The organism is Pseudarthrobacter lactosi (assembly GCF_055412785.1).
This window is the reverse complement of the sequence record NZ_JBVAYS010000001.1, coordinates 546,558-567,851: the sequence shown is the minus strand read 5'-3', so window position 1 is coordinate 567,851 and position 21,294 is coordinate 546,558. Positions and strand designations below refer to the sequence as shown.

The following is a 21,294-nucleotide window of genomic DNA, read 5'->3' as shown; positions in this document are numbered from 1 at the left end:
CAACGAAGGACATTGACATGACCGAAGTAGCGGACCGCACCACCGGCCCGGAGGCCGCCGCCACCAGCCCCACTCCCGGCCACGGAACGGCAGCGCAGTCCGCCGTTGACGTTGCCGCCCTTGGCGAGCAGCTCCTGGGCAAATGGGCGGAATCCCGCCGGCAATCGCGCGCACTGGCCGGCGACCCTGCGCTGCACAAGATCGAAGGGTTGACGCACACCGAACACCGGACGCGGGCCTTCGGCCAGTTGAAGTACCTTGTGGACAACAACGCCGTGCAGCGGGCCTTCCCGGCGGCATTGGGCGGTGCGGATGATCACGGCGGCAACGTGGCCAGGTTCGAGGAACTGGTCACCGCCGACCCGTCCCTGCAGATCAAGGCCGGTGTCCAGTGGGGCCTCTTTGGCTCGGCGGTGATGCACCTCGGCACGCACGAGCACCACAGCAAATGGCTGCCGGGCATCATGAACCTTGAGATCCCCGGTTGCTTCGCCATGACGGAAACCGGCCACGGTTCCGATGTGGCCAGCATCGCCACCACGGCGACGTACAACGCCGAAACCCAGGAATTTGTGGTCCACACGCCGTTCCGTGCTGCGTGGAAGGACTATATCGGCAATGCAGCCATCGACGGCCTCGCCGCTGTTGTGTTCGCCCAGCTGGTGACCAAGGGCATTAATCACGGTGTGCACGCCTTCTACCTTGACCTCCGGGACCCCGACACAAAGGAGTTCCTGCCCGGGATCGGTGGCGAGGACGACGGCGTCAAGGGCGGTCTCAACGGGATCGACAATGGCCGGCTGCATTTCGACAAGGTCCGCATCCCCCGCACGAACCTCCTGAACCGGTACGGCGATGTGGCACCGGACGGAACCTACACGTCCTCCATAGCCAGCCCCGGCCGCCGCTTTTTCACTATGCTGGGAACCCTCGTCCAAGGCCGCGTGTCCCTGGACGGCGCCGCTGTTGCGGCGTCGAAGGTCGCCCTGACAGCAGCCATCCGCTACGCCACCGAACGCCGGCAGTTCAACTCCTCGTCCCACACTGACGAAGAGGTCCTGCTCGACTACCAGCGCCACCAGCGGCGCTTGTTTACCCGGCTGGCCACGACGTATGCCGCGGGCTTTGCGCACGAGCAACTCCTCCAGAAGTTCGACGACGTCTTTTCCGGAGCCCACGATACCGATGAGGACCGGCAGGACCTGGAGACACTCGCCGCGGCCCTGAAGCCGCTGAGCACCTGGCATGCCCTGGACACGCTGCAGGAATGCCGTGAGGCGTGCGGCGGCGCCGGCTTCCTGATCGAAAACCGCTTCGCCTCCCTCCGGGCGGACCTGGACGTCTACGTCACGTTCGAGGGCGACAACACTGTCCTGCTCCAGCTGGTGGCCAAGCGCCTCCTGGCCGACTACGCCAAGGAGTTCAGGAATGTCGATTTCGGCGTGCTGGCGCGGTACGTGGTGGCCCAGGCAACGGGCGTCGCGATCCATCGCACCGGCCTGCGGCAGGTGGCACAGTTTGTCGCCGATACCGGATCAGTCCAGAAGGCTGCCATTGCGCTCCGGGACGAGGAAGGCCAGCGCGCCCTCCTGACGGACCGCGTCCAGACCATGGTGGCTGACGTCGGGGCGGCCCTGAAAGGGGCCAACAAGCTGCCCGTCGAAAAGGGGGCGGCCCTCTTCAACCAGCACCAGAACGAGCTGATCGATGCTGCCCAGGCGCACGCCGAGCTCCTGCAATGGGAGGCGTTCACGGAGGCGCTGGAAGATGCCTCGGACCCCGGCACCAAGCGGGTCCTGACCTGGCTGCGCGACCTTTTCGGCCTGTCGCTGATCGAAAAGAACCTGTCCTGGTACCTCATGAACGGCCGGCTCTCTATGCAACGGGCACGCACTGTGGGTGATTACATCAACCGGCTCCTGGTCAAGATCAGGCCGCACGCCCTGGACCTGGTGGACGCCTTCGGGTACGGCGACGAGCACGTGCGCGCCGCCATCGCCACCGGTGCCGAGAAGACCCGGCAGGACGAGGCCCGTGCGTACGTCAGGGCACAGCGGGTCAGCGGCAACGCACCCGTCGACGAAAAAGTGCTGCTGGCGCGCACCTCAGCCGGCGGCCGCACCCAGCGGAACTGACCGCTCCGCGTTCCACTGGCGGGTAACGCACGACGGCGCCGCTCCCCTCGGTGGGGAGCGGCGCCGTCGTGCGCTGTTTGGTCGGTACTGTTGTGGTTACTGCTGTCCGCCAGGGAGCACTGAGCGGTAGACCTCAAGGGTGGTCTCCGTGATGGATTCCCAGGAGAAGTGCTCCTCCGCGCGGCGGCGGCCGGCCTGGCCCATGGCACGTGCCCGTTCGGGATCGGACACCACCTCCGTGAGCGCGGCAGCGAATTCCGTCACGAACTTCTCCGGATCCAGCGGCGTGCCAGTGCCGTCGGTGACCTGCTCAATATCCACCAAGAGGCCCGTCTCGCCGTGCTGGACCACCTCAGGAATGCCACCCGTAGCGCTGGCCACAACGGCGGCACCGCAGGCCATCGCCTCAAGGTTGACGATGCCCAGCGGTTCGTAAATGGATGGGCAAGCAAACGCTGTGGCGTGGCTGAGGACTTGGATGAGTTCGTTCCGCGGCAGCATCCGTTCAATCAGGATGACGCCGGTCCGCTGGCTCTGCAGTTCTTCGATCAGGCGTGCAGTGTCTGCCGCGAGCTCGGGGGTATCCGCCGCCCCAAGGCACAGCACGAGCTGCACGTCGGCCGGAAGCTTCGCGGCCGCACGCAGTAGGTACGGCACGCCCTTCTGGCGCGTGTTGCGTCCGACAAACACCACGCTCGGCTTGTCCGGGTCAATGCCCAGGGCGCGGACGACATCCTGGTTTTCATCGCGCTGCCACAGTTCGACGTCGATGCCGTTGTGGACCACCCGGACTTTGGCAGGGTCAACATCGGGGTAGCTGCGGAGGATGTCCTGGCGCATGCCTTCGGAAACGGCGATGATCGCCGCTGCCGCCTCGTACGCGGTTTTCTCCACCCAGGAGGACAACGCGTAGCCGCCGCCAAGCTGCTCGGCCTTCCACGGCCTCAAGGGCTCCAGGCTATGGGCGCTCAAGACGTGCGGGATGCCGTGGAGCAGGGACGCCAGATGGCCGGCCATGTTCGCATACCAGGTGTGCGAATGGACCAGATCGGCCCCGGCGACGTCCGGGACGATGCGCAGGTCCACCCCGAGCGTCTGGACGGCGGCGTTGGCCGAGCCCAGGTCTTCGGGAACGGAATAGGAGGTCACCCCGGCACCGTGGTAATCGGCGTCGCGGGGCGCTCCGAAGGCACGAACCTGCAGGTCAACGTGCTTACTAAGCACCCTGCTCAATTCGGCCACGTGGACTCCGGCGCCTCCGTAGATCTCGGGCGGGAACTCTTTAGTCACAATGTCTATTCGCACGTTACCCAAGGTAGTCGTTCCGCACTATCTGTTCTAGTGTGAAGTAGTCCGGGCATGCCGGACTGTTTGGGGAGTTACGAAGGCGTACAGGAGCGACCACCATGCCGTTGAACAAAAAAGTCCTGGCCATTGTCCTCGCGGGCGGCGAGGGAAACCGGCTGATGCCATTGACGGCAGACCGGGCGAAACCTGCTGTGCCCTTTGCGGGCAGTTATCGGCTGATCGACTTTGCGCTGTCCAACCTGGTGAATTCACGCTACTTGCAGATTGTGGTGCTGACCCAGTACAAGTCCCACAGCCTGGACCGCCATATTTCCGAGACCTGGCGGATGTCTACGCAGCTGGGCAACTATGTGGCGTCCGTGCCGGCGCAGCAGCGAGTCGGCAAGAGCTGGTTCCTTGGCAGCGCCAACGCCATCTACCAGTCCCTGAACCTGATCCATGACGCCAACCCCGACATCGTCGTTGTGGTGGGTGCGGACCACGTGTACCGCATGGACTTCGCGCAGATGGTAGAGCAGCATGTGCTCAGCGGCGCCAAGGCCACTGTGGCCGCCGTGCGCCAGCCGCTGAGCATGGCCAACCAGTTCGGCGTGATCGAGGTGGACCAGGAGGACCCGCAGAAGATCGCCGCATTTGTGGAGAAGCCCGCCACAACTCCTGGCCTGGCCGCTGATCCCACCCAGTTCCTGGCGTCCATGGGCAACTACGTCTTTGACGCCGACGCGTTGGTGGATGCCCTCCACGTCGACGCAGAACGGCTCGATACCAAGCACGACATGGGCGGGGACATCATCCCCTACTTCGTCAGCCAGGGTGAGGCCGGAGTCTACGACTTCACCCTCAACGACATTCCCGGCTCCACGGAACGCGACCGGACTTACTGGCGCGACGTCGGCACCATCGATTCGTTCTACGACGCCCACATTGACCTCATCTCGCCGTTGCCGGTGTTCAACCTCTACAACTCTGAATGGCCCATTTACACGCGCCAAAGCATTTCCCCGCCGGCCAAGTTCGTCCGGGGGGAACGCGACACCGTGGGCACCGCCCTGGACTCCATTGTGTCCAACGGCGTGGTGGTCTCCGGCGGTGTGGTGGAGGGATCCGTCCTGTCCAACGACGTCTTTGTGGGGAACGGCAGCAGGGTCATCGATTCGGTCCTGATGGACAAGGTGAACATCGGCGAAGGCGCTGTGGTCAACCGGGCCATCGTGGACAAAAACGTGAAGGTCCCGGCTGGCGCCGCGATCGGCCTGGACCACGACCTGGACCGTGCCCGCGGTTTCAAGGTGACCGAATCCGGCATCACCGTGCTCGCCAAAGGTCAGCAGGTGCCGGAGCCTGGGGACGCGGAACGTGCGCTGGCCGCTAGGAACCTCCACTTGGTACCGGATGCCGTCAAGGCGGCCACGGCCAACTACCCAGAACTCCGCGAATCAGTCGAACAGGTTGCTGCGGTTCACGCGGAAACAGCAGCCCAGGACGCCCCGGGCGGCCGTCGCGCCTAAACGAAGGACGGGCAGGCCTGGCCGGACTGCGGACCCAGCGGCACGGTCAGGCCGGATCTTGGCCAGGCTGTAAAATGGGTACAATGAGCTCCCCCGATCTGACGCCTGAGGAAATCCAGGCCTGCCTCAAGGTTTTGAACACCATCCACGTCTACGACGAGGAACACCCCGACTACGTCTCGGTGCGCCGCGCCACCGGGAAGATGTTCAAGGCCGTGAAGCGTCACCGCCGCGTAACCAAACGGGATCTGATCTCCGAAGCCGACCGGGCGGTCCTCGCCCAGACCGCTACGGCAGCACCGGACCGGATCGACGACGAGACCCGCGGCAACAAGCTGGAGACGTCGGCGACAGGCAAGGTGGCGGGGCACCTGATCCGTTCCCGGCCCTGCTATATCTGCAAGACGCACTACACGCAGGTGGACGCCTTTTATCATCAGCTCTGCCCGGAATGCGCCGCCTTCAGCCACAGCAAACGGGACGCACACACGGATCTGACCGGTCGGCGTGCGCTGCTCACCGGCGGGCGCGCCAAAATCGGCATGTACATCGCGCTGCGCCTGCTCCGGGACGGCGCCCACACCACTATCACCACCCGGTTCCCCAAAGATGCCGCGCGGCGCTTCGCGGCCATGGAAGACAGCGGCGACTGGCTGCATCGGCTCCGGATTGTGGGCATTGACCTGCGCGACCCCTCACAGGTGATGGCCCTGACGGATTCGCTCAACGCCGCGGGCCCGCTGGACATCATCATCAACAATGCCGCCCAGACCGTGCGCCGGTCCGGCAACGCCTACAAGCCCCTGGTGGACGCCGAGGACGAGCCATTGCCCGCCGCGCTGGAGCCCGCCAACGGCGGACCGGAACTGGTGACGTTCGGCCACGCCCACGACAAACACCCCCTCGCGCTGGCGAGCAGTGTCACCGATCACCCGGTGCTGGCCGGCGACGCCATCACCTCGCTGGCGCTCTCCACCGGCTCGGCCTCGCTGGAGCGGATCGCCGCCGGTACAGCCATCGACGCCGGCGGGCTCGTCCCGGACCTGGCCGGCATCAATAGCTGGACCCAGGTGGTGGACGAGGTTGACCCGCTGGAAATGCTGGAAGTTCAGCTCTGCAACGTCACGGCCCCGTTCCTGCTGGTCAGCAGGCTCCGCGACGCCATGAAACGCTCCACAGCGCACCGGAAGTACATTGTCAACGTCTCCGCCATGGAAGGGCAGTTCTCGCGCGCCTACAAGGGCCCAGGGCATCCGCACACCAACATGGCCAAGGCGGCCCTGAACATGATGACCCGGACCAGCGCCCAGGAAATGCTGGACGCCGACGGGATCCTGATGACGGCCGTGGACACCGGCTGGATCACCGACGAACGCCCGCACTTCACCAAGGTCCGACTCATGGAAGAGGGCTTCCACGCGCCCTTGGACCTGGTGGACGGCGCCGCCCGCGTCTACGATCCGATCGTGATGGGCGAAAACGGCGAGGACGAGTACGGGGTCTTCCTCAAGGACTACAAGCCCAGCCCCTGGTAGGACGGCCGCTGTCCTCTCCGGCGCGTTGGGCGTAGGCTCGGCGGCATGAGCAGCGAAGCAACGTCCGGCGAGTCCAACTCCAGCGAGTCCACGGCCCAGGTCCAAAACCTAGAACACCACGAATGTTGGGCATTGCTGCGGACGGTTTCCGTAGGCAGGCTGGCCGTCCTGGTGGACGGCCAGCCTGATATCTTCCCCATCAACTACACCGTGGATGGCGGAACGTTGGTCTTCCGCACCGGCGCAGGAACGAAGCTGGCCGCCGCCTCGGGTGGTGCCGCCGTGGCGTTGGAGGCCGATGGCGTGGATGCCGTCAGTGGCCTGGCCTGGAGCGTGGTGGTCAAGGGACCGGCGAAGGCCATCACTGGAACCGAGGGCATCCTGGACTCCGCAGCCCTGTATCTTTTCCCATGGCAGGCGGGGACGAAGGACACGTTTGTGCGGGTGAGCCCGGACATTGTGACCGGGCGCCGGTTCAAGGTCACCGCGCCCATGACCTGGTGGACCCAGCTCAGCGGAGCAGCCAAGGCAGCTCCCGAGTAGTGCAGGAAAAACCCGGCCACGCCGCGGTGGAGGCCCCGCCTAAGCCAGGCGGGTGATTTCCACGCTCACGCTGAGCGCCGAGCCTCCGCCGCCGGACAGAATGCCCTTGAGCGGGGGCACGTCCCGGTAGTCACGGCCCCTGGCTACGGTGACGTGGTAGTCCCCCGCCGGCTTGTGGTTCGTGGGATCCCAGCTGCGCCACTCGCCGTCCCAGAACTCCAGCCACGCGTGTGACTGTCCGGCGACCGTCTCGCCGATGGCCGCCGTCGACCTCGGGTGCAGGTAACCGGAAACGTACCGGGCGGGAATCCCGCAACTGCGCAGCGCGCCGATGGCGAGGTGCGCGAGGTCCTGGCAGACGCCCTGGCGCTGTCCCCAGGCTTCCTCGGCGTTGGTGGTGACCGCTGTGGAACCGGACATGTATGTCATCTCGCCGCGCATCCACTCGAAGATGGCCATGGCGGCCTCGTGCGGGTTCTTGCCCTCCACGACACCTGGAATGATGCCCAGCACCTCGTCACCGGGACCGCTCAGCTGGGACTGCGGCAGCCAGTCACTGAACGCGTTCAACGATTCCTTCGAGGCCAGGACGTCCCAGCCGGCGATGTCAGCGTCGGCGGGGATTTTTTCTGCCCGGTGTACTTCGACAGTGATATTGGAAATGACCTCAAGGTGGTCGTGCGGCATCTGCATGTCGAAGGCGGTGACCCGCGTGCCCCAGTAGTCCCGGTAGTTGCTCACGGCCGCCTGCGTCGGCGAGACCTTGAGCACGGATTCAAGGACCACCTGCTGGGGGTCGGTCAGCGGTGTCATGCGGGCCTCGTTATAGGAGAGCGTGACCCGCTTGTTGTACTTGTAGGCCGTGGTGTGGATGATGCTGAGCCGGGTCATGAAACTTCTCCCACCCAGGCCAGTTCGTCTGCCTGATTGAAGTATTTACGGGAAATGGCGTCCGAGGCCTGAGAGACGGCCTTCTGCACGCGTTCCATGTGCTCGGGCAGTTCGGACATCAGATCGTCCGTCCGGTGGAACTCGAGGAACGTGCGGGCCTGACCCACGATCCGGCGGGCGTCGTTGATGAAGCCCACGCGCTGCGCCGAAGGGTCCAGCTTTGCGAGGCACTCATCGGCGTCGCGCAGGGCGTACACGATGGACCGCGGGAACAGCCGGTCGAGCAGGAGGAACTCGGCGGCATGCTGGTCCCCGAACGCGGCCCGGCGCGTCCGCAGGAACGACTCATAGGCCCCCGCGCACCGCAGCATGTTGACCCAGGACATGCCCGCAGAGAGGACATCCCGGGTGGAGAGCATCCGCGCGGTCATGTCGGCGCGCTCCAGGGACCGGCCCAACACCAGGAACAGCCAGCTTTCGTCATGGCTCACCGTGGTGTCGGCCAGGCCGCTGACCATAGCCGTCCGTTCCAGCGTCCAGTTGCAGAAGCGGTACGTCCCCACAACGTCCTTACGGTGCTGGCTCAGCCCGTAGTAGGTGGTATTGAGGCTTTCCCACAGGCCCGAGGACACGGTCTCGCGGGCACGGCGGGCATTCTCACGCGCGGCCCCCAGCGACCCGGCGATGGAGGTTGCGCTGGTTTTGTCGTACGCCAGGGCGTGGAGGAGTTCGGGCAGGCCGAAGTCTTCGCTCTGCGGCCGGGCGCCCATCACTGCGAGCAGTTCCTGGGCCACCCTGCGGCGTTCGTCCATGGGGAGGTGGTTCAGGCGTTCCAGGTGCACGTCCAGGATGCGGGCGGTGCCGTCGGCCCGCTCCACATAGCGGCCGATCCAAAATAGGGACTCAGCAATACGGCTAAGCATTCGCGGTGACCTCCTGCGCGTCCGAAATCTGTGGGGATGACCCCGTGAACAATTGTGCCGGTTCGATGGCCCGGCTCACTGCTGCTGCTCCGACTGGCGGTCGCGCCAGTTGCTCTCCACTGGCCAGACGGATACCCGCTCGCGGATGGAAATGGTGGGCCGCGGAACAGTTTCCACCGGCACCTGGGGTGAGTCTGCCAGCACCCAGGTGTCCTTGGAACCGCCGCCCTGGCTGGAGTTTACGATGAGGGAGCCTTCCTTGAGCGCCACCCTGGTGAGTCCGCCGGGAAGGACCCAGACGTCGTCGCCGTCGTTGACGGCAAAGGGGCGCAGGTCCACGTGCCGGGGGCCGAATTTGTCCCCACCGAGGGTGGGAACCGTGGACAGCTGCAGGACCGGCTGGGCGATCCAGCCGCGCGGGTCAGCGACGACCCGCTTGCGCAAGGCCTCGAGTTCGTCGTTGGAGGCGTCCGGCCCGATGACCAGGCCCTTGCCACCGGAGCCGTCCACGGGCTTCACCACAAGCTCGGCAAGGTTGTCCAGGACATACTCCCGGGATTCCTTCTCCTCCAGCCGGAACGTGTCCACGTTCGCGATGACGGGCTCCTCGCTCAGGTAGTAGCGGATGAGGTCCGGAACGTAGCTGTAGACAAGTTTGTCGTCGGCCACGCCGTTGCCCACGGCGTTGGCGATTGTCACGCCGCCTGCCCTGGCAGCGTTGACCAGGCCCGGGCAGCCGAGCATGGAATCCGAGCGGAACTGCAGGGGGTCCAGGAACTCGTCGTCGATGCGTTTGTAGATCACGTCCACGCGCTGCTCACCTGCCGTGGTGCGCATGTAGACCCGGTTGCCGCGGCAGATGAGGTCGCGGCCTTCGACGAGTTCCACGCCCATCAGGCCGGCCAACAGGGTGTGTTCAAAGTAGGCGCTGTTAAAGACGCCGGGGGTCAGCACCACCACTGTGGGATCGTCGACGCCGGAGGGCGCCGTTTTGCGCAGGGCGGACAGCAGCCGGCGGGGGTACTCTTCCACGGGCCGGATGAGCTGCTGCCCGAATGCTTCGGGCAGGCCCTTGGCCATGGCCCGGCGGTTCTCCAGGACGTAGCTGACGCCTGACGGCACCCGCACATTGTCTTCCAGGACGCGGAAGGTGCCGGCGGCGTCGCGCACCACATCGATGCCGGAGATGTGGACGCGGACTCCGCCGGCCGGTTCGAAGCCATGCACCTGGCGGTGGAAGTGGGCGCTGGTGGTGACGAGCTGGCGCGGGATGACGCCGTCGGCCACCACGTTCATTTTGTCGTAGACATCGTTGAGGAAGGCTTCCAGGGCCCGGACCCGCTGTGCGACGCCCTTTTCCAGCACCGTCCACTCATCAGCGGGGATAACGCGGGGGACGATGTCGAGCGGAAAGGGCCGCTCCTCCCCCGCGAAGTCAAAGGTGACACCGCGGTCCAGGAAGGTCCGTGCCATGGAGTCTGCCCTGGCGCTGACGTCAGCGAGGGAGAGCTTGCTAAGGGCGTCGGCCACCTGGCCGTACGACTCGCGTGCTTCCTGGCCGGGAGCGAACATCTCGTCGTAGGCACCGGTACGTTCGGCGGCCTCGGAGTAATCCTGAAATAGGTCTGACATGTCCTAAAGCCAACCATCTTTTTGTTTCGAATTCATTACTGCCATCCATTGTGGCGTGTTGCCGGGGCAATGCCGGTTCGTTGGATCTGTGTCCTATCCGGCAAGGTTAGTGAGTGCCAGTGACAAGTAATCCCGAGAGCTTCGGAGACGGCGGGAACAGCGACCGCGGCAGCGCCCTGCGGGCCCGCCTTCGCGGTGGGGCGATGCGTTCACGCAGGCTCCTGCCTGGCCTCCTGACGGCTATCCCTGCCCTGGCGGTCGCTTTCGCCGTCCATGCCGTGGTGCCGGCGCTGCCGGCCATGACCACTGCCGTTGCGTTGGGCCTGCTTGCCGCAAACCTGCCCGGCACGGCGGTTTGGATCGCTGGCCGGGCGCGCCCGGGCCTCGACTTCGCGGGCAAGCACCTGATGCGCGGTGGCATTGTCCTCCTGGGCCTCAAAGTGAGCATCATGGACATCCTGGGCCTGGGCTGGCTGGCGATGGTCCTCATCACTTGCGTGGTGCTCCTGAGTTTCGGCGGCACCTACCTGCTGGTGCGTCTGTTCCGACTTCCGCGTGAGACCGCGCTGCTGGTAGCTACGGGCTTCTCGATCTGCGGGGCGTCCGCCATCGGAGCCATGGCGGCCGTGCGCCGGATCCGGCATGCGGATACCGTCCTGCCGGTGGCGCTGGTGACACTGTGCGGCACCCTGGCGATCGGCATCCTGCCGCTGCTGATGCATCCCCTGCACTTAAGCCCGCTCGCTTTCGGCGCCTGGACGGGTGCGTCCGTGCACGACGTCGGCCAGGTGGTGGCCACGGCGCAGACTGCCGGCACCGCGGCTCTGGGCATCGCCGTCGTCGTTAAGCTCACCCGTGTGCTGCTCCTGGCGCCGGTGGTTGCCGTTGCAGGCGTGCACCACCGCATGAGCACTTCGAGCCACCAGGCGTTGCCACCGCTGGTGCCCCTGTTCGTGGTGGGGTTCGTGGCCATGGTGGCGCTCCGCTCCACGGGATGGCTCTCCGCCGGTTGGCTCGACGCCGGTGCCGGGCTGCAGGACATTCTCCTAGGGGCGGCCCTGTTCGGTCTCGGGTCCGCCGTGCGGATCCGCACGCTGCTGCACACCGGAGCGAGGGCACTGCTCGCAGCGCTGGCGGCGTGGCTGCTGATCGCGGTGCTGGGCCTGACAGCGGCCCTGCTGATGACCGCCTAGGCCGCGGCCGGATGGTGAGCCGCGGCCCCGGAACCCGTGATTAGATAGCTGAGTGTCACATGAGAATCTGCAGCGCAATGAAGCCGCTCACCGGTCAGCCCTGATCAGCACCCACAGTTACGACGTCTCCCTGGATGTGCGGCAGGCAGCGGACCCCGACGTGGCGGGCTACACCAGCCGCAGCGTCATCAACTTCTCCGCAGCCGTTCCGGGCCAGGGGCAGGAGGCGGCGGCGTCTACATTTCTGGATTTCATCGCCGGCGAGGTCCACAGCGTGTTCCTCAACGGCGTTGGACTCCCCGTGGCCGACGTTGTGGACGGTTCCCGGATCCAGCTGGACAACCTGCAGCCAGAAAACCAGGTCACCGTCACCGGCACCGCCCTGTACAGTCGGTCCGGTGAGGGCATGCACCGCTTTGTGGATCCCGCCGACGGCCAGTGCTACCTCTACACGCAGTACGAACCCGCCGACGCCCGGCGCGTATTCGCAAACTTTGAACAGCCCGACCTCAAGGCCGAGTACACGTTCCACGTCATGGCACCGTCCGGCTGGGAGGTGGCCTCCAACGGCATTGAAGCGGCCTGCACGCAGCTGACCAGCGATCCGGACACCAGCCGCTGGGACTTTGCCGCCACCCGCCCCATGTCCACCTACATCACCACAGTGCTTGCCGGGCCGTACTTCAAGGCCCAGGACCACTGGAGCGCCACGCTCGACGACGGCACGCCGCTGGAGGTGCCCCTGGCCCTGTACTGCCGGGCCTCCATGGCGGAATCCTTCGATGCTGCGGAGCTCTTCCGCCTGACCAAAAACGGGCTGGACTTCTTCAACCGGTTGTTCGACTACCCCTACCCTTGGGGGAAATACGACCAGGCCTTTGTCCCGGAATACAACCTGGGCGCGATGGAAAATCCGGGGCTGGTCACTTTCACCGAAAGCTATGTGTTCACGTCCCGCGCCACCGACGCTCAGTACCAGGCGCGGGCCAACACACTGATGCATGAAATGGCGCACATGTGGTTTGGCGACCTCGTCACGATGCAGTGGTGGGACGACCTGTGGCTGAAGGAGTCCTTTGCGGACTACATGGGCACCCTCGGCGTGGACCGTGCCACCGACTGGGATACGGCGTGGGTGAACTTCGCCAACAAACGCAAGGCCTGGGCCTATGTCCAGGACCAGCTGCCCACCACCCACCCGATTGTTGCCGACATCCCGGACCTCGAGGCCGCCAAGCAGAACTTCGACGGCATCACCTACGCCAAGGGCGCGTCCGTGCTCAAGCAGCTGGTGGCATACGTGGGGTTTGACGCGTTCATCGCCGGCTCACGGCAGTACTTCCTCGACCATGCCTACGGGAACACCACCCTGGCGGACCTCCTGAAAGCCCTCAGTGCTTCTTCCGGCCGCGACCTGGCTGGCTGGGCTGCCGCCTGGCTGCAGACCTCCGGCATCTCCACGCTGTCGCTGGAATCAGACACGCACGACGGCGTCCTCGGCGCACTGACAATCGTCCAGGAGAGCCAAGACGCCGTTACCGGACGGGAGGAGCTGCGTCCGCACCGGCTGCGCGTGGGCTCGTACAACTTTGACGCCGACGGCGCCCTGGTCCGCACCGGGAGCATCGAAACGGACGTTGCCGGAGCGCGGACCGAGGTCCCGGAACTGGCCGGGCAGCCGCGGCCTGCCCTCCTGCTCGTCAACGATGATGACCTTACCTACGCCAAAGTGCGGCTGGACCCGGTGTCCGAGGCGACAGTCCTGGCCTCGCTGGACCGGATCACCGACCCCATGGCCCGCGCCCTCTGCTGGACTGCGCTGTGGAACTCCGCCCGCGACGGCGACAGCCCGGCCTCCCGCTATGTGCAGGCCGTAACGGAATTCGGACCGTCCGAAGCGGGAATCGGCGTGCTGCTGAACATCCTCGAGAACGCCTCCACCGCCGTCGAACGCTACACCCCCCTCGCCCAACGCGGCGCGGTGCGTGGCTCCTTCCTGGCGGCGGCTGAGGCCCAGCTGGGTAAGGCTGCGCCGGGCTCGGACCACCAGCTGGCCTGGGCGCGGACGCTCGCCGCCGTCAGCCGCCACGACGCTGCCCTCCTCCCCCGGCTCAGGGGCCTCCTGAACGGCGCGGTGGTGGTGGACGGCCTGGCCGTTGACGCCGAGCTGCGCTGGAGCCTCTGGCAGGCCCTGGCGGCCAACGGGCAGGCCACCGCCGATGAGCTGGACGCAGAACTCGAACGGGACACCACCGCCTCAGGCCGGGCGGGCCACGCCACCGCACTGGCCGCCCGACCGGAGCCTGACGTGAAGGCTGCCGCCTGGCGGGAAGCCGTGGAGGGGACGGAGTTGTCGAACCAGCTCCTCAGCGCCACCATCGCCGGCTTTGCCACGGCTCCCCCTGCCTTGCTGGACCCTTATGTGGAGCCCTACTTTGAGTGCCTCCGCGGCGTTTGGGACCACCGGAGCATCGAAATCGCCAGCAGGATCGTCCGGGGGCTGTATCCCATGACGCAGAATCTGGCGGCGGAGACCCTGCCAGCGGACCACGCCGTGGTGCTCCGCACGGATGCCTGGCTGACGGCCAACACCGACGCGCCCCGGGCGCTGCGCCGGATCATTGTGGAGCAGCGGAGCCACCTGCTCCGGGCGCTCACCGCACAGGCCGTGGCTTCACCATCGATTGCTCCGTGAGGGCCCTTTTGACCCGTGAAAACGGCGTCTACGGAGCAGTCGATGAAGGTTCTAGGGAACCCGGTGCAGCCAATCCTCGGCACCGAACTTGGTGGCCACCCGGTCCCGGGCGGTACTGAGCTCAGCGGCAGTGAGTTCGGACGGGGTGGCGGCGTACCGTTCACTGAACACTTCCATCATGGCCGCGATGATCTCCGTGCGGGCCAGCCCGGTCTGCCGGCGCAGCGGATCAACACGCTTCTTCGCACTGCGCGTCCCCTTGTCCGAGAGCTTCTCCTTGCCGATGCGCAGCACCTCCACCATTTTGTCGGCATCGATGTCGTAGCTCATGGTGACATGGTGCAGCATGCCCCCGTTGGCGAGGCGCTTCTGCGCAGCACCGCCGATCTTTCCCTGGTCCGTGGCGATGTCGTTCAGGGGTACGTAAAACGCCGTCACCCCGATCTTCTCGAGGGCAGCCATCACCCAGGCGTCCAGGAACGCGTACGAGTCCGCGAAGCTGATCCCGTCCACCAGCGTCTGCGGCAGGTACAGGGAGTAGGTGATGCAGTTGCCGGCCTCCATGAACATCGCTCCGCCGCCGCTGATCCGGCGGACCACACTGATGCCGTGCCGGGCCACGCCGTCGGGATCCAGCTCGTTCCTGAAGGACTGGAAACTGCCGATCACCACGGATGGTTCCTCCCAGTCCCAGAACCGCAGGGTGGGGTTGCGACGGCCTGCGCCCACCTCTTCGGTCAGCACCTCATCCAGGGCGACATTGATATGCGTGGGCAGTACCGTCGGGGCGATGATGTTCCAGTGGTGGTCGGTCCAGGCCGTTGCCTTGGCCAGGGCGCGGCGCACGGTGACGGCCACGGCGTCGGCCGAAAAGCCGAACAGGACTGCGCCGGGAGGCAGCGAAGCGGTGACTGCCGCGGACAGCTCCGCCGCCGTCGTGTTTTCCGGAAGTCCTGTCAGCGCCCGGTTGATGGCAGGCAGCGCCTCGTCAGGTTCGAGGAAAAAATCGCCGCTGAGGGAGACATCGGCAAGGACACCGTCCACAACGTCGAAGTCCACCACCACAAGTTTGCCGCCGGGGACTTTGTACTCACCGTGGTGGCTGCGGGGGCGGTCTTCAAGGGCAAATGGTGTGGCAGTCATGCCATCCATCCTGCCCCACGATCAGGGCTTCCCGGAACGACAAAAGCCCAGACGCAAAAAGCCCGCACCGTTGCCGGTGCGGGCTTTCCAAAGAACCTTGGGGGTGAAGTGAATTACTTCGATCCGCCGAAGCCCTTGAAGCGAGCGTTGAAGCGCTCGACGCGGCCTGCAGAGTCCATGATGCGCTGCTTGCCCGTGTAGAACGGGTGGGACTCGGAGGAGATTTCGACGTCGATAACCGGGTAGGTGTTTCCGTCTTCCCACTCGATGGTCTTCTTGGAAGACACGGTGGACTTGGTCAGGAAACTGACGCCGGAAGCCAGGTCGTTGAAAACAACAGCTTCGTACTTCGGGTGGATATCAGACTTCATAATGGGGCCTTTGTTCGCACAACTGGATTTTGCCAGCTGCCAGGTATGAATGGGATGGCTGGTGTCTGCTTCACTGCCGCAAGGCAGAAAGCGCAGGACAGCCAGCTGTTAATAATAGCTGATCAACGCGGACCCCGCGAACCGCGGGGCCGGAGTTCCCAGAACGCCACGGCGGAGGCCGCCGCCACGTTGAGGGAGTCCACGCCGGTGCGCATAGGGATTTTCACGGCGAGGTCGACGGCGGCAAGCGTCTCGGCGCTCATGCCGGCACCTTCGGTGCCGAGCACCAAGGCCAGCCGGTCCGGATTGCGCGCGGCGAGACCATCCACGTCCACGGCGTCTTCGGTGAGCTCGAGCGCGGCCACCGTGAAGCCGGCTTCCTTGAGCAGCGACAGGTCCTGCGGCCAGGATTCCAGCCGCGCCCACGGCACCTGGAAGACCGTTCCCATGCTGACGCGGACGCTACGGCGGTAGAGCGGATCGCCGCAGCGCGGTGAAATCAGGACGGCGTCGATGTCCAGTGCCGCGGCCGACCGGAAGATGGCGCCCACGTTGGTGTGGTCCACAATGTCCTCCAGGACCGCAACCCGGCGTGCGCCGGCCAGCAGCTCGCGGAGGGGCACCGGTTCCGGCCGCTGCATGGCTGCCATGGCGCCGCGGTGGAGGTGGAATCCGGTGATCTCTTCGAGCAGGGCGGCGCTGCCGACAAAGGCGGGAACGTCCGGGTAGGCACTGAGGACATCCTGCAGGTCAGCCAGCCATTTTTCCGCCAGGAAGAACGACCTTGGCTGGTGGCCTGCCGCCAAGGCCCGGCGGAGGACCCGCGAGGATTCGGCGATGTACATTCCTTCAGCCGGTTCGCGGAGCTTCCGCAGGTGCACGTCGGTCAGTTGCGTGTAGTCGGAGACGCGGGGGTCCCCGGCGGATTCAAGATAGTGGATTGTCACCGGCTGATTATTTCAGCAGGTTGGCGATCATAAAGCCCAGGGCCATCAGGCCGAGCGCGAAGATGATGGTCCGCAGCACAGCCGGGGACAGCCGCCGCCCCACCTTGGAGCCCAGGAGACCGCCGATGGTGGAGCTCACGGCGATCAGGAGCACCACCAGCCAGTTGATCCGGTCGAAGGCGAAGAGCAGGTAGGACACCGCGGCGACGAGGTTCACGCCGAGGACCAGGATGTTCTTCATGGCGTTGGCGTTCTGGATGGTGCCGGTGAGGAACACGCCCAGGATTCCGACGAGGAGGATGCCCTGGGCGGCCACGAAGTAGCCCCCGTAGACGCCGGCCAGGTACACCAGCACGATCAGGAGGACGCCGTGCCTTTTGTCCCGTACGGCATGCTCGGGGTTCTCCTCGCGATTGCGGACCCAGGACTGGAGCCGAGGCTGGAACACCACCATCAGCAGGGCCAGGACCAGGAGGACCGGGGCGACGTAGTGGAAGACCTTCTCCGGCAGGTGCAGCAGCAGCCAGGCTCCGGTGATGCCGCCCAGCAGCGACGCCGGCAGGAGCTTCAGCAGCTGCAAGCCTCGGCCCTTGAGCTCGCGGCGGTACCCCCACGCCCCCGCTGCGGTGCCGGCCACAAGGCCCATCGCGTTGCTCATGGAAGCCACGACGGGAGTTATCCCGAGGGCGATCAGGACCGGGAACGTGACCAGGGTGCCGGAGCCTACAACGGCGTTGATGGTGCCGGCCCACAGGCCGGCAAAAAACACAAAGATGTTGCTGAGAAGATCCACGGTTGGCGGCGCCGCGGCCTAGCGGCGGGCGGTGGCGGTGTAGCGGCCGGCGTTGACAGTAACGTCGAGTTCCACGCCGAAGGTCTTGCTGAGGTGCTCAGCCGTCAGCACGCCCTCGAGCGGTCCGGACGCCACCACGTTGGAGTCACGGAGCAACATTGCGTGGGTGAAGCCCGGCGGCACTTCTTCGAGGTGGTGGGTGACCAGGACAATGGCCGGAGCGGACGCATCACCGGCCAGTTCGCTAAGGCGGTGCACCAGGTCCTCGCGCCCACCCAGGTCCAGGCCGGCGGCCGGTTCGTCCAGCAGGAGGAGTTCCGGATCAGTCATCAGGGCACGGGCAATCTGCACCCGCTTGCGCTCACCCTCGGACAGCGACGCGAACGGCCGGTTCAGGAACGGCCCCATGCCCCAATCATTCAGCAGCCTGAAGGCCCGGCGTTCGTCAGCCTTCTCGTAGCCCTCGCGCCAGCGGCCGGTGACGCCGTACGCCGCGGTGACAACAACGTTGAGGACAGTTTCGTGCCCGGGAATCTGGTTGGCCAGGGCGGCGGAGGACAGGCCGATGCGGGGACGGAGTTCAAACACGTCCACGTTGCCGAGGATTTCCTCCAGGATGCCGGCCATGCCGCTGGTGGGGTGAAGCCGGGCGGCAGCAATCTGCAGGAGCGTGGTCTTGCCTGCGCCGTTGGGTCCGAGGATAACCCAGCGTTCGCCCTCCTTGACCTGCCAGTCCACCTTGTTCAGGAGCGTTTTAGCCCCACGGACAACGCTGACGGCGGCCAATTCAAGAACATCACTCATAGGAGTAGACACTAGGACAAAACAGGGACGGACTGATAACTCAAACCTGGACAGCGACACGCGTCACACGCACGGTCACCGCCCCGCCCTGCCGGCTGGCCCGCGGGGGTTCGCCATCAACCTGGCGCAATCAATTCGGGTGGTTCTCCCCCGCTGACTAAGATTGCAGCCATGACTTCGAACGTGACTGCGGTCAGCTATGGCCCAAAACTGACCGCCCCCGGGCTCGACACCCTGCGCGCCGCCCTGACGGGCAGTGGCGCCATGGTCCAATCCGAATCACGGGGCGGGGACAGCCGGTTTGAGGTCCACATCACCGAGCTCGCCATCGCCGATGGCACGGACGCCGGCATTTCCGCCCTCCGCAGGGCGGTGGCTGAGGTGGCGCAGGATGGCCTGGACACCGCCATCGTTCCCGCAGGTTTGCGTGCGGCTCCGCGGAAGCTGCTGATCATGGACGTTGATTCGACGCTGATCCAGCAGGAAGTCATTGAACTCCTGGCGGCCTATGCGGGCAAGCGGGAGGAAGTAGCGGCAGTCACCGAAGCCGCGATGCGAGGTGAACTGGACTTTGCGCAGAGCCTCCACGCGCGGGTGGCCGTGCTCGCAGGACTGCCGGCCGCCGTCGTCGATTCCGTCCGGACGGAAGTGAAGCTGAGCGAAGGTGCCGCTGAGCTGGTTGCAGCGTTCAAGGCAGCCGGCCACGTGGTGGCCGTGGTGTCCGGTGGGTTTAACCAGATCCTGCGTCCCATCGCGGAGGATCTGGGCCTGGACTACTGGCTCGCCAACGAACTTGAAATTGTGGACGGCGCCCTGACCGGCAAGGTGCTCGGCGCCGTCATCGACCGTGCGGCGAAGGAAAAATACCTGCGTGAGTGGGCGGCCGCCGAAGGCATCGCGATGGAACACACCATTGCCGTGGGCGACGGCGCCAACGACCTGGATATGCTCGGGGCCGCAGGGATCGGTGTGGCGTTCAACGCCAAACCTGCGGTCCGGGCCGTCGCGGATTCCGCGATCAACATGCCGTACCTCGATGCGGTGCGCCACATCGCCGGGGTCTGAAGCTCCGCCGGGTCGGATCATCCCGACGGCGGCGTGAACTGGCTTGCGGTGAAAACGGCTCCGCCGGGATCCCGGATCAGGACGGTGCGGGTCCACTCGCTATCGTCCTGCCCGAGGACGACGGCGCCGAGTCGCTCCGCTTCCTGGGCCGTACGGTCCCGGTCTGCGACCGTAAACGTCACGTGCCAATGCGGCCGCTCACCGGGCGCCGCGGAGGCAAGCCAGGCAACGGCGTCCTCGAAGCCGCGGGGCACGAGGTCGCCCGACTGGCGGACCCTGATGTTGGGGTCGACGGTTGCCTCGAGGTGATCGCCGTATCCGGGGCGGCGGATCATGATGCCGAAGTCGAGGGTGTCGAACTGCCAGTCGAATGCCTTTGTGTAGAAGGCGGCTGCTGCCTCGGTGTCTGTTGTGTGGAGGTCACTGAAGTTCCATCCGCCGGGAAGGTTGACCGCCTGGGCACCGAGTCGCTCGCGGGCCTGCCAGATGCGGAACTCGGCACCTTCGGGATCCGCCAGCACCGCCTGCACGCCACCTGAGCCCGCATCGGCAGGGGCCGATTTCAGTGTTGCGCCGACGGAGAGCAGGTGGCGCGCGGCAGCATCTGCTTCGTCGACGGAAATGTACGTATTCCACGAGCCGGCACCTGTGCCGGGGCCCGCGATCGCGCCCGTTTCGTGGCCCCCAAAGGTGGCTATGACGTACCTGCCAGTGCTGCCGGGTGGGGCAACGTCCTCGAACTCCCACCCGAAGATTCCGCCGTAGAAGTGGATGGCGGCCTCCACCTCGGGCTGCTCGGTGTCCACCCAGCAGGGCACACCTGCCGGATAGCTACGGCCCGTCACCTCTCGTTGCTGTGCCATGCATAGGACCCTAGGCGGCGTTGCCCCCATAAACAACGCCCTCGACAGACGCCTTCGCCAGGAACGCCGGGCTTCGCGACAGACAAAAGCCCCGGGCAGCAGTACCGCCCGGGGCTCGTCATGGTGATGGGTTTTACGCGTGGAGAAGCTGCCCTTGCGGGATGCCCGGAAACGCTACTCGGCGCCCTTGCCGAAGTAGTCGGAGCCGCCGGCGTACTCCGTGTGGCCGGATTCAACCTCGGCTGTAGCCATGCTGGCCACAACTTCAGCGAACTCCTCCACGGAGTAGAGCTTTCCGGCCTCGGCGCGGCGGGCTTCGATGGCGCCCGGGTTCGAGCGGTCCAGCAGCGTCGCCGTGACGGTGCCCTCGATCATGTCGCCGGAGACAACCACCAGCGAGATGCCTTTTTCCGCGAGGTTCGGGAGGAGCGCACGCAGGGCGTCCTCGCCGGCACGCTTGCTGCGGGCCACAGGCTCGTATTCCGGCATGGTGGGCACGGAGTTGATGAAGTGGGCCTGGTGGCTGGTCACGAAAACCACGCGGGAGCCTTCCTTCATCAGGGGCACGGCGGCGTTCAGCATGTTGACCTGCGCATCGCGGTTCAGCTTCAGGGCGTAGTCGTCTGCCATGCCGGACTCCATGCCGCCGGAAGCGTTAAGCACCAGGACGTCCAGCGAACCGAAGTTCTCCATGGCAGCGCTGGCCAGGGCCTGCACGCCTTCCTGCGTGGTGAGGTCCGCCCCTACGGCGGTGGCGCGGCCGCCGGTCGCCTCGATTCCTGCGACCACCTTGTTAGCTCGCGGCGCCTTCTGGCGGTAATTCACTACGACGGCAGCGCCTTCGGCAGCGAGGTTCTTGGCCACTTCGGCGCCGATTCCCCGTGAGGATCCGGTCACGATGGCAGTTTTGTTGTCCAGCAGTCCCATATGGGCTCCTTTGTTCGA

General features: G+C 65.8%; 18 protein-coding genes. 7 read left to right on the top strand and 11 right to left on the bottom strand.

Features of this window, described 5'->3' with window-relative positions:
• The first annotated feature begins 17 nt into the window (after nucleotides 1-17).
• Nucleotides 18-2,135 carry an acyl-CoA dehydrogenase family protein gene (locus ACZY0Q_RS02565; RefSeq protein ID WP_463914312.1) on the top strand — a complete coding sequence of 706 codons (2,118 nt, stop codon included), beginning with the start codon at nucleotides 18-20 and terminating at the stop codon, nucleotides 2,133-2,135.
• A 96-nt stretch (nucleotides 2,136-2,231) separates the two neighbouring features.
• Here ACZY0Q_RS02565 and glgA read toward each other — a convergent pair whose 3' ends face one another.
• Complete coding sequence (glgA, locus tag ACZY0Q_RS02560) at nucleotides 2,232-3,440, bottom strand: glycogen synthase (RefSeq protein WP_463914310.1); 1,209 nt, start codon at nucleotides 3,438-3,440, stop codon at nucleotides 2,232-2,234.
• A 101-nt stretch (nucleotides 3,441-3,541) separates the two neighbouring features.
• Between glgA and glgC the strand changes: the two genes are divergently transcribed.
• From glgC to ACZY0Q_RS02545, 3 genes are all read left to right on the top strand, one after another.
• Entirely contained in the window at nucleotides 3,542-4,951 is a 1,410-nt protein-coding gene (glgC, locus tag ACZY0Q_RS02555) for a glucose-1-phosphate adenylyltransferase (protein ID WP_463914308.1), read from the top strand.
• A gap of 83 nt (nucleotides 4,952-5,034) precedes the next feature.
• Nucleotides 5,035-6,486 carry an SDR family NAD(P)-dependent oxidoreductase gene (locus ACZY0Q_RS02550; protein ID WP_463914306.1) on the top strand — a complete coding sequence of 484 codons (1,452 nt, stop codon included), beginning with the start codon at nucleotides 5,035-5,037 and terminating at the stop codon, nucleotides 6,484-6,486.
• Between the two features lie 45 nt (nucleotides 6,487-6,531).
• Nucleotides 6,532-7,029, top strand: a complete 498-nt coding sequence (locus tag ACZY0Q_RS02545) for a pyridoxamine 5'-phosphate oxidase family protein (protein ID WP_463914304.1) — start codon at nucleotides 6,532-6,534, stop codon at nucleotides 7,027-7,029.
• Nucleotides 7,030-7,068: 39 nt separating this feature from the next.
• On the opposite strand, the gene ACZY0Q_RS02540 is transcribed toward ACZY0Q_RS02545, so the two are convergent.
• The 3 genes from ACZY0Q_RS02540 to ACZY0Q_RS02530 form a co-directional block, all read right to left on the bottom strand.
• Nucleotides 7,069-7,920, bottom strand: coding sequence for a transglutaminase family protein (locus ACZY0Q_RS02540; protein WP_463914301.1), 852 nt, complete (start codon nucleotides 7,918-7,920; stop codon nucleotides 7,069-7,071).
• Nucleotides 7,917-8,843, bottom strand: coding sequence for an alpha-E domain-containing protein (locus tag ACZY0Q_RS02535; protein ID WP_056339904.1), 927 nt, complete (start codon nucleotides 8,841-8,843; stop codon nucleotides 7,917-7,919). Before ACZY0Q_RS02535 ends, ACZY0Q_RS02540 begins: the two co-directional genes overlap by 4 nt.
• 75 nt (nucleotides 8,844-8,918) lie before the next feature.
• Nucleotides 8,919-10,475, bottom strand: coding sequence for a circularly permuted type 2 ATP-grasp protein (locus tag ACZY0Q_RS02530; protein ID WP_463914297.1), 1,557 nt, complete (start codon nucleotides 10,473-10,475; stop codon nucleotides 8,919-8,921).
• 203 nt (nucleotides 10,476-10,678) lie between these two features.
• Between ACZY0Q_RS02530 and ACZY0Q_RS02525 the strand changes: the two genes are divergently transcribed.
• Both ACZY0Q_RS02525 and pepN read left to right on the top strand, forming a co-directional pair.
• Nucleotides 10,679-11,668, top strand: a complete 990-nt coding sequence (locus ACZY0Q_RS02525) for a YeiH family protein (protein ID WP_463916222.1) — start codon at nucleotides 10,679-10,681, stop codon at nucleotides 11,666-11,668.
• A 52-nt stretch (nucleotides 11,669-11,720) separates the two neighbouring features.
• The gene (gene pepN / locus ACZY0Q_RS02520; RefSeq protein WP_463914294.1) at nucleotides 11,721-14,363 is read left to right on the top strand and encodes an aminopeptidase N; all 2,643 of its coding nucleotides are present in this window, start codon (nucleotides 11,721-11,723) and stop codon (nucleotides 14,361-14,363) included.
• A gap of 51 nt (nucleotides 14,364-14,414) precedes the next feature.
• Here the strand turns inward: pepN and ACZY0Q_RS02515 are convergent, their stop codons facing one another.
• From ACZY0Q_RS02515 to ACZY0Q_RS02495, 5 genes are all read right to left on the bottom strand, one after another.
• Nucleotides 14,415-15,506 carry a lipoate--protein ligase family protein gene (locus ACZY0Q_RS02515; protein ID WP_463914291.1) on the bottom strand — a complete coding sequence of 364 codons (1,092 nt, stop codon included), beginning with the start codon at nucleotides 15,504-15,506 and terminating at the stop codon, nucleotides 14,415-14,417.
• Nucleotides 15,507-15,619: 113 nt separating this feature from the next.
• Nucleotides 15,620-15,877: a type B 50S ribosomal protein L31 gene (locus ACZY0Q_RS02510; RefSeq protein ID WP_463914288.1), complete on the bottom strand. Its 258-nt coding sequence runs from the start codon at nucleotides 15,875-15,877 to the stop codon at nucleotides 15,620-15,622.
• Between the two features lie 122 nt (nucleotides 15,878-15,999).
• Nucleotides 16,000-16,824 (bottom strand): TrmH family RNA methyltransferase, encoded by an 825-nt coding sequence (locus tag ACZY0Q_RS02505; protein WP_463914285.1) that lies wholly within the window; start codon nucleotides 16,822-16,824, stop codon nucleotides 16,000-16,002.
• 7 nt (nucleotides 16,825-16,831) lie between these two features.
• Complete coding sequence (locus ACZY0Q_RS02500; RefSeq protein ID WP_463914282.1) at nucleotides 16,832-17,617, bottom strand: sulfite exporter TauE/SafE family protein; 786 nt, start codon at nucleotides 17,615-17,617, stop codon at nucleotides 16,832-16,834.
• 18 nt (nucleotides 17,618-17,635) lie between these two features.
• A complete protein-coding gene (locus ACZY0Q_RS02495) occupies nucleotides 17,636-18,421 on the bottom strand; it encodes an ABC transporter ATP-binding protein (RefSeq protein WP_463914279.1) in 786 nt (261 codons plus the stop codon).
• 171 nt (nucleotides 18,422-18,592) lie between these two features.
• Here ACZY0Q_RS02495 and serB point away from each other — a divergent pair, with 171 nt between their 5' ends.
• On the top strand, nucleotides 18,593-19,486 hold the full coding sequence (serB, locus tag ACZY0Q_RS02490) for a phosphoserine phosphatase SerB (RefSeq protein ID WP_463914276.1): 894 nt from the start codon (nucleotides 18,593-18,595) through the stop codon (nucleotides 19,484-19,486).
• 17 nt (nucleotides 19,487-19,503) lie between these two features.
• On the opposite strand, the gene ACZY0Q_RS02485 is transcribed toward serB, so the two are convergent.
• Nucleotides 19,504-20,349 carry a VOC family protein gene (locus ACZY0Q_RS02485; protein WP_463914273.1) on the bottom strand — a complete coding sequence of 282 codons (846 nt, stop codon included), beginning with the start codon at nucleotides 20,347-20,349 and terminating at the stop codon, nucleotides 19,504-19,506.
• Nucleotides 20,350-20,523: 174 nt separating this feature from the next.
• A complete protein-coding gene (locus tag ACZY0Q_RS02480) occupies nucleotides 20,524-21,276 on the bottom strand; it encodes an SDR family oxidoreductase (RefSeq protein WP_463914270.1) in 753 nt (250 codons plus the stop codon).
• Nucleotides 21,277-21,294: the final 18 nt, after the last annotated feature.

Excerpts from the sequence above, each read along its gene's own strand:
- ACZY0Q_RS02515 (WP_463914291.1), bottom strand. The coding sequence starts at position 15,506 with ATGACTGCCACACCATTTGCCCTTGAAGACCGCCCCCGCAGCCACCAC.
- ACZY0Q_RS02565 (WP_463914312.1), top strand. The coding sequence starts at position 18 with ATGACCGAAGTAGCGGACCGCACCACCGGCCCGGAGGCCGCCGCCACC.
- ACZY0Q_RS02530 (WP_463914297.1), bottom strand. The coding sequence starts at position 10,475 with ATGTCAGACCTATTTCAGGATTACTCCGAGGCCGCCGAACGTACCGGT.
- glgC (WP_463914308.1), top strand. The coding sequence starts at position 3,542 with ATGCCGTTGAACAAAAAAGTCCTGGCCATTGTCCTCGCGGGCGGCGAG.
- serB (WP_463914276.1), top strand. The coding sequence starts at position 18,593 with ATGACTTCGAACGTGACTGCGGTCAGCTATGGCCCAAAACTGACCGCC.
- ACZY0Q_RS02550 (WP_463914306.1), top strand. The coding sequence starts at position 5,035 with ATGAGCTCCCCCGATCTGACGCCTGAGGAAATCCAGGCCTGCCTCAAG.
- ACZY0Q_RS02535 (WP_056339904.1), bottom strand. The coding sequence starts at position 8,843 with ATGCTTAGCCGTATTGCTGAGTCCCTATTTTGGATCGGCCGCTATGTG.
- ACZY0Q_RS02545 (WP_463914304.1), top strand. The coding sequence starts at position 6,532 with ATGAGCAGCGAAGCAACGTCCGGCGAGTCCAACTCCAGCGAGTCCACG.
- ACZY0Q_RS02485 (WP_463914273.1), bottom strand. The coding sequence starts at position 20,349 with ATGGCACAGCAACGAGAGGTGACGGGCCGTAGCTATCCGGCAGGTGTG.
- ACZY0Q_RS02480 (WP_463914270.1), bottom strand. The coding sequence starts at position 21,276 with ATGGGACTGCTGGACAACAAAACTGCCATCGTGACCGGATCCTCACGG.
- ACZY0Q_RS02540 (WP_463914301.1), bottom strand. The coding sequence starts at position 7,920 with ATGACCCGGCTCAGCATCATCCACACCACGGCCTACAAGTACAACAAG.
- ACZY0Q_RS02510 (WP_463914288.1), bottom strand. The coding sequence starts at position 15,877 with ATGAAGTCTGATATCCACCCGAAGTACGAAGCTGTTGTTTTCAACGAC.
- ACZY0Q_RS02495 (WP_463914279.1), bottom strand. The coding sequence starts at position 18,421 with ATGAGTGATGTTCTTGAATTGGCCGCCGTCAGCGTTGTCCGTGGGGCT.
- ACZY0Q_RS02525 (WP_463916222.1), top strand. The coding sequence starts at position 10,679 with ATGCGTTCACGCAGGCTCCTGCCTGGCCTCCTGACGGCTATCCCTGCC.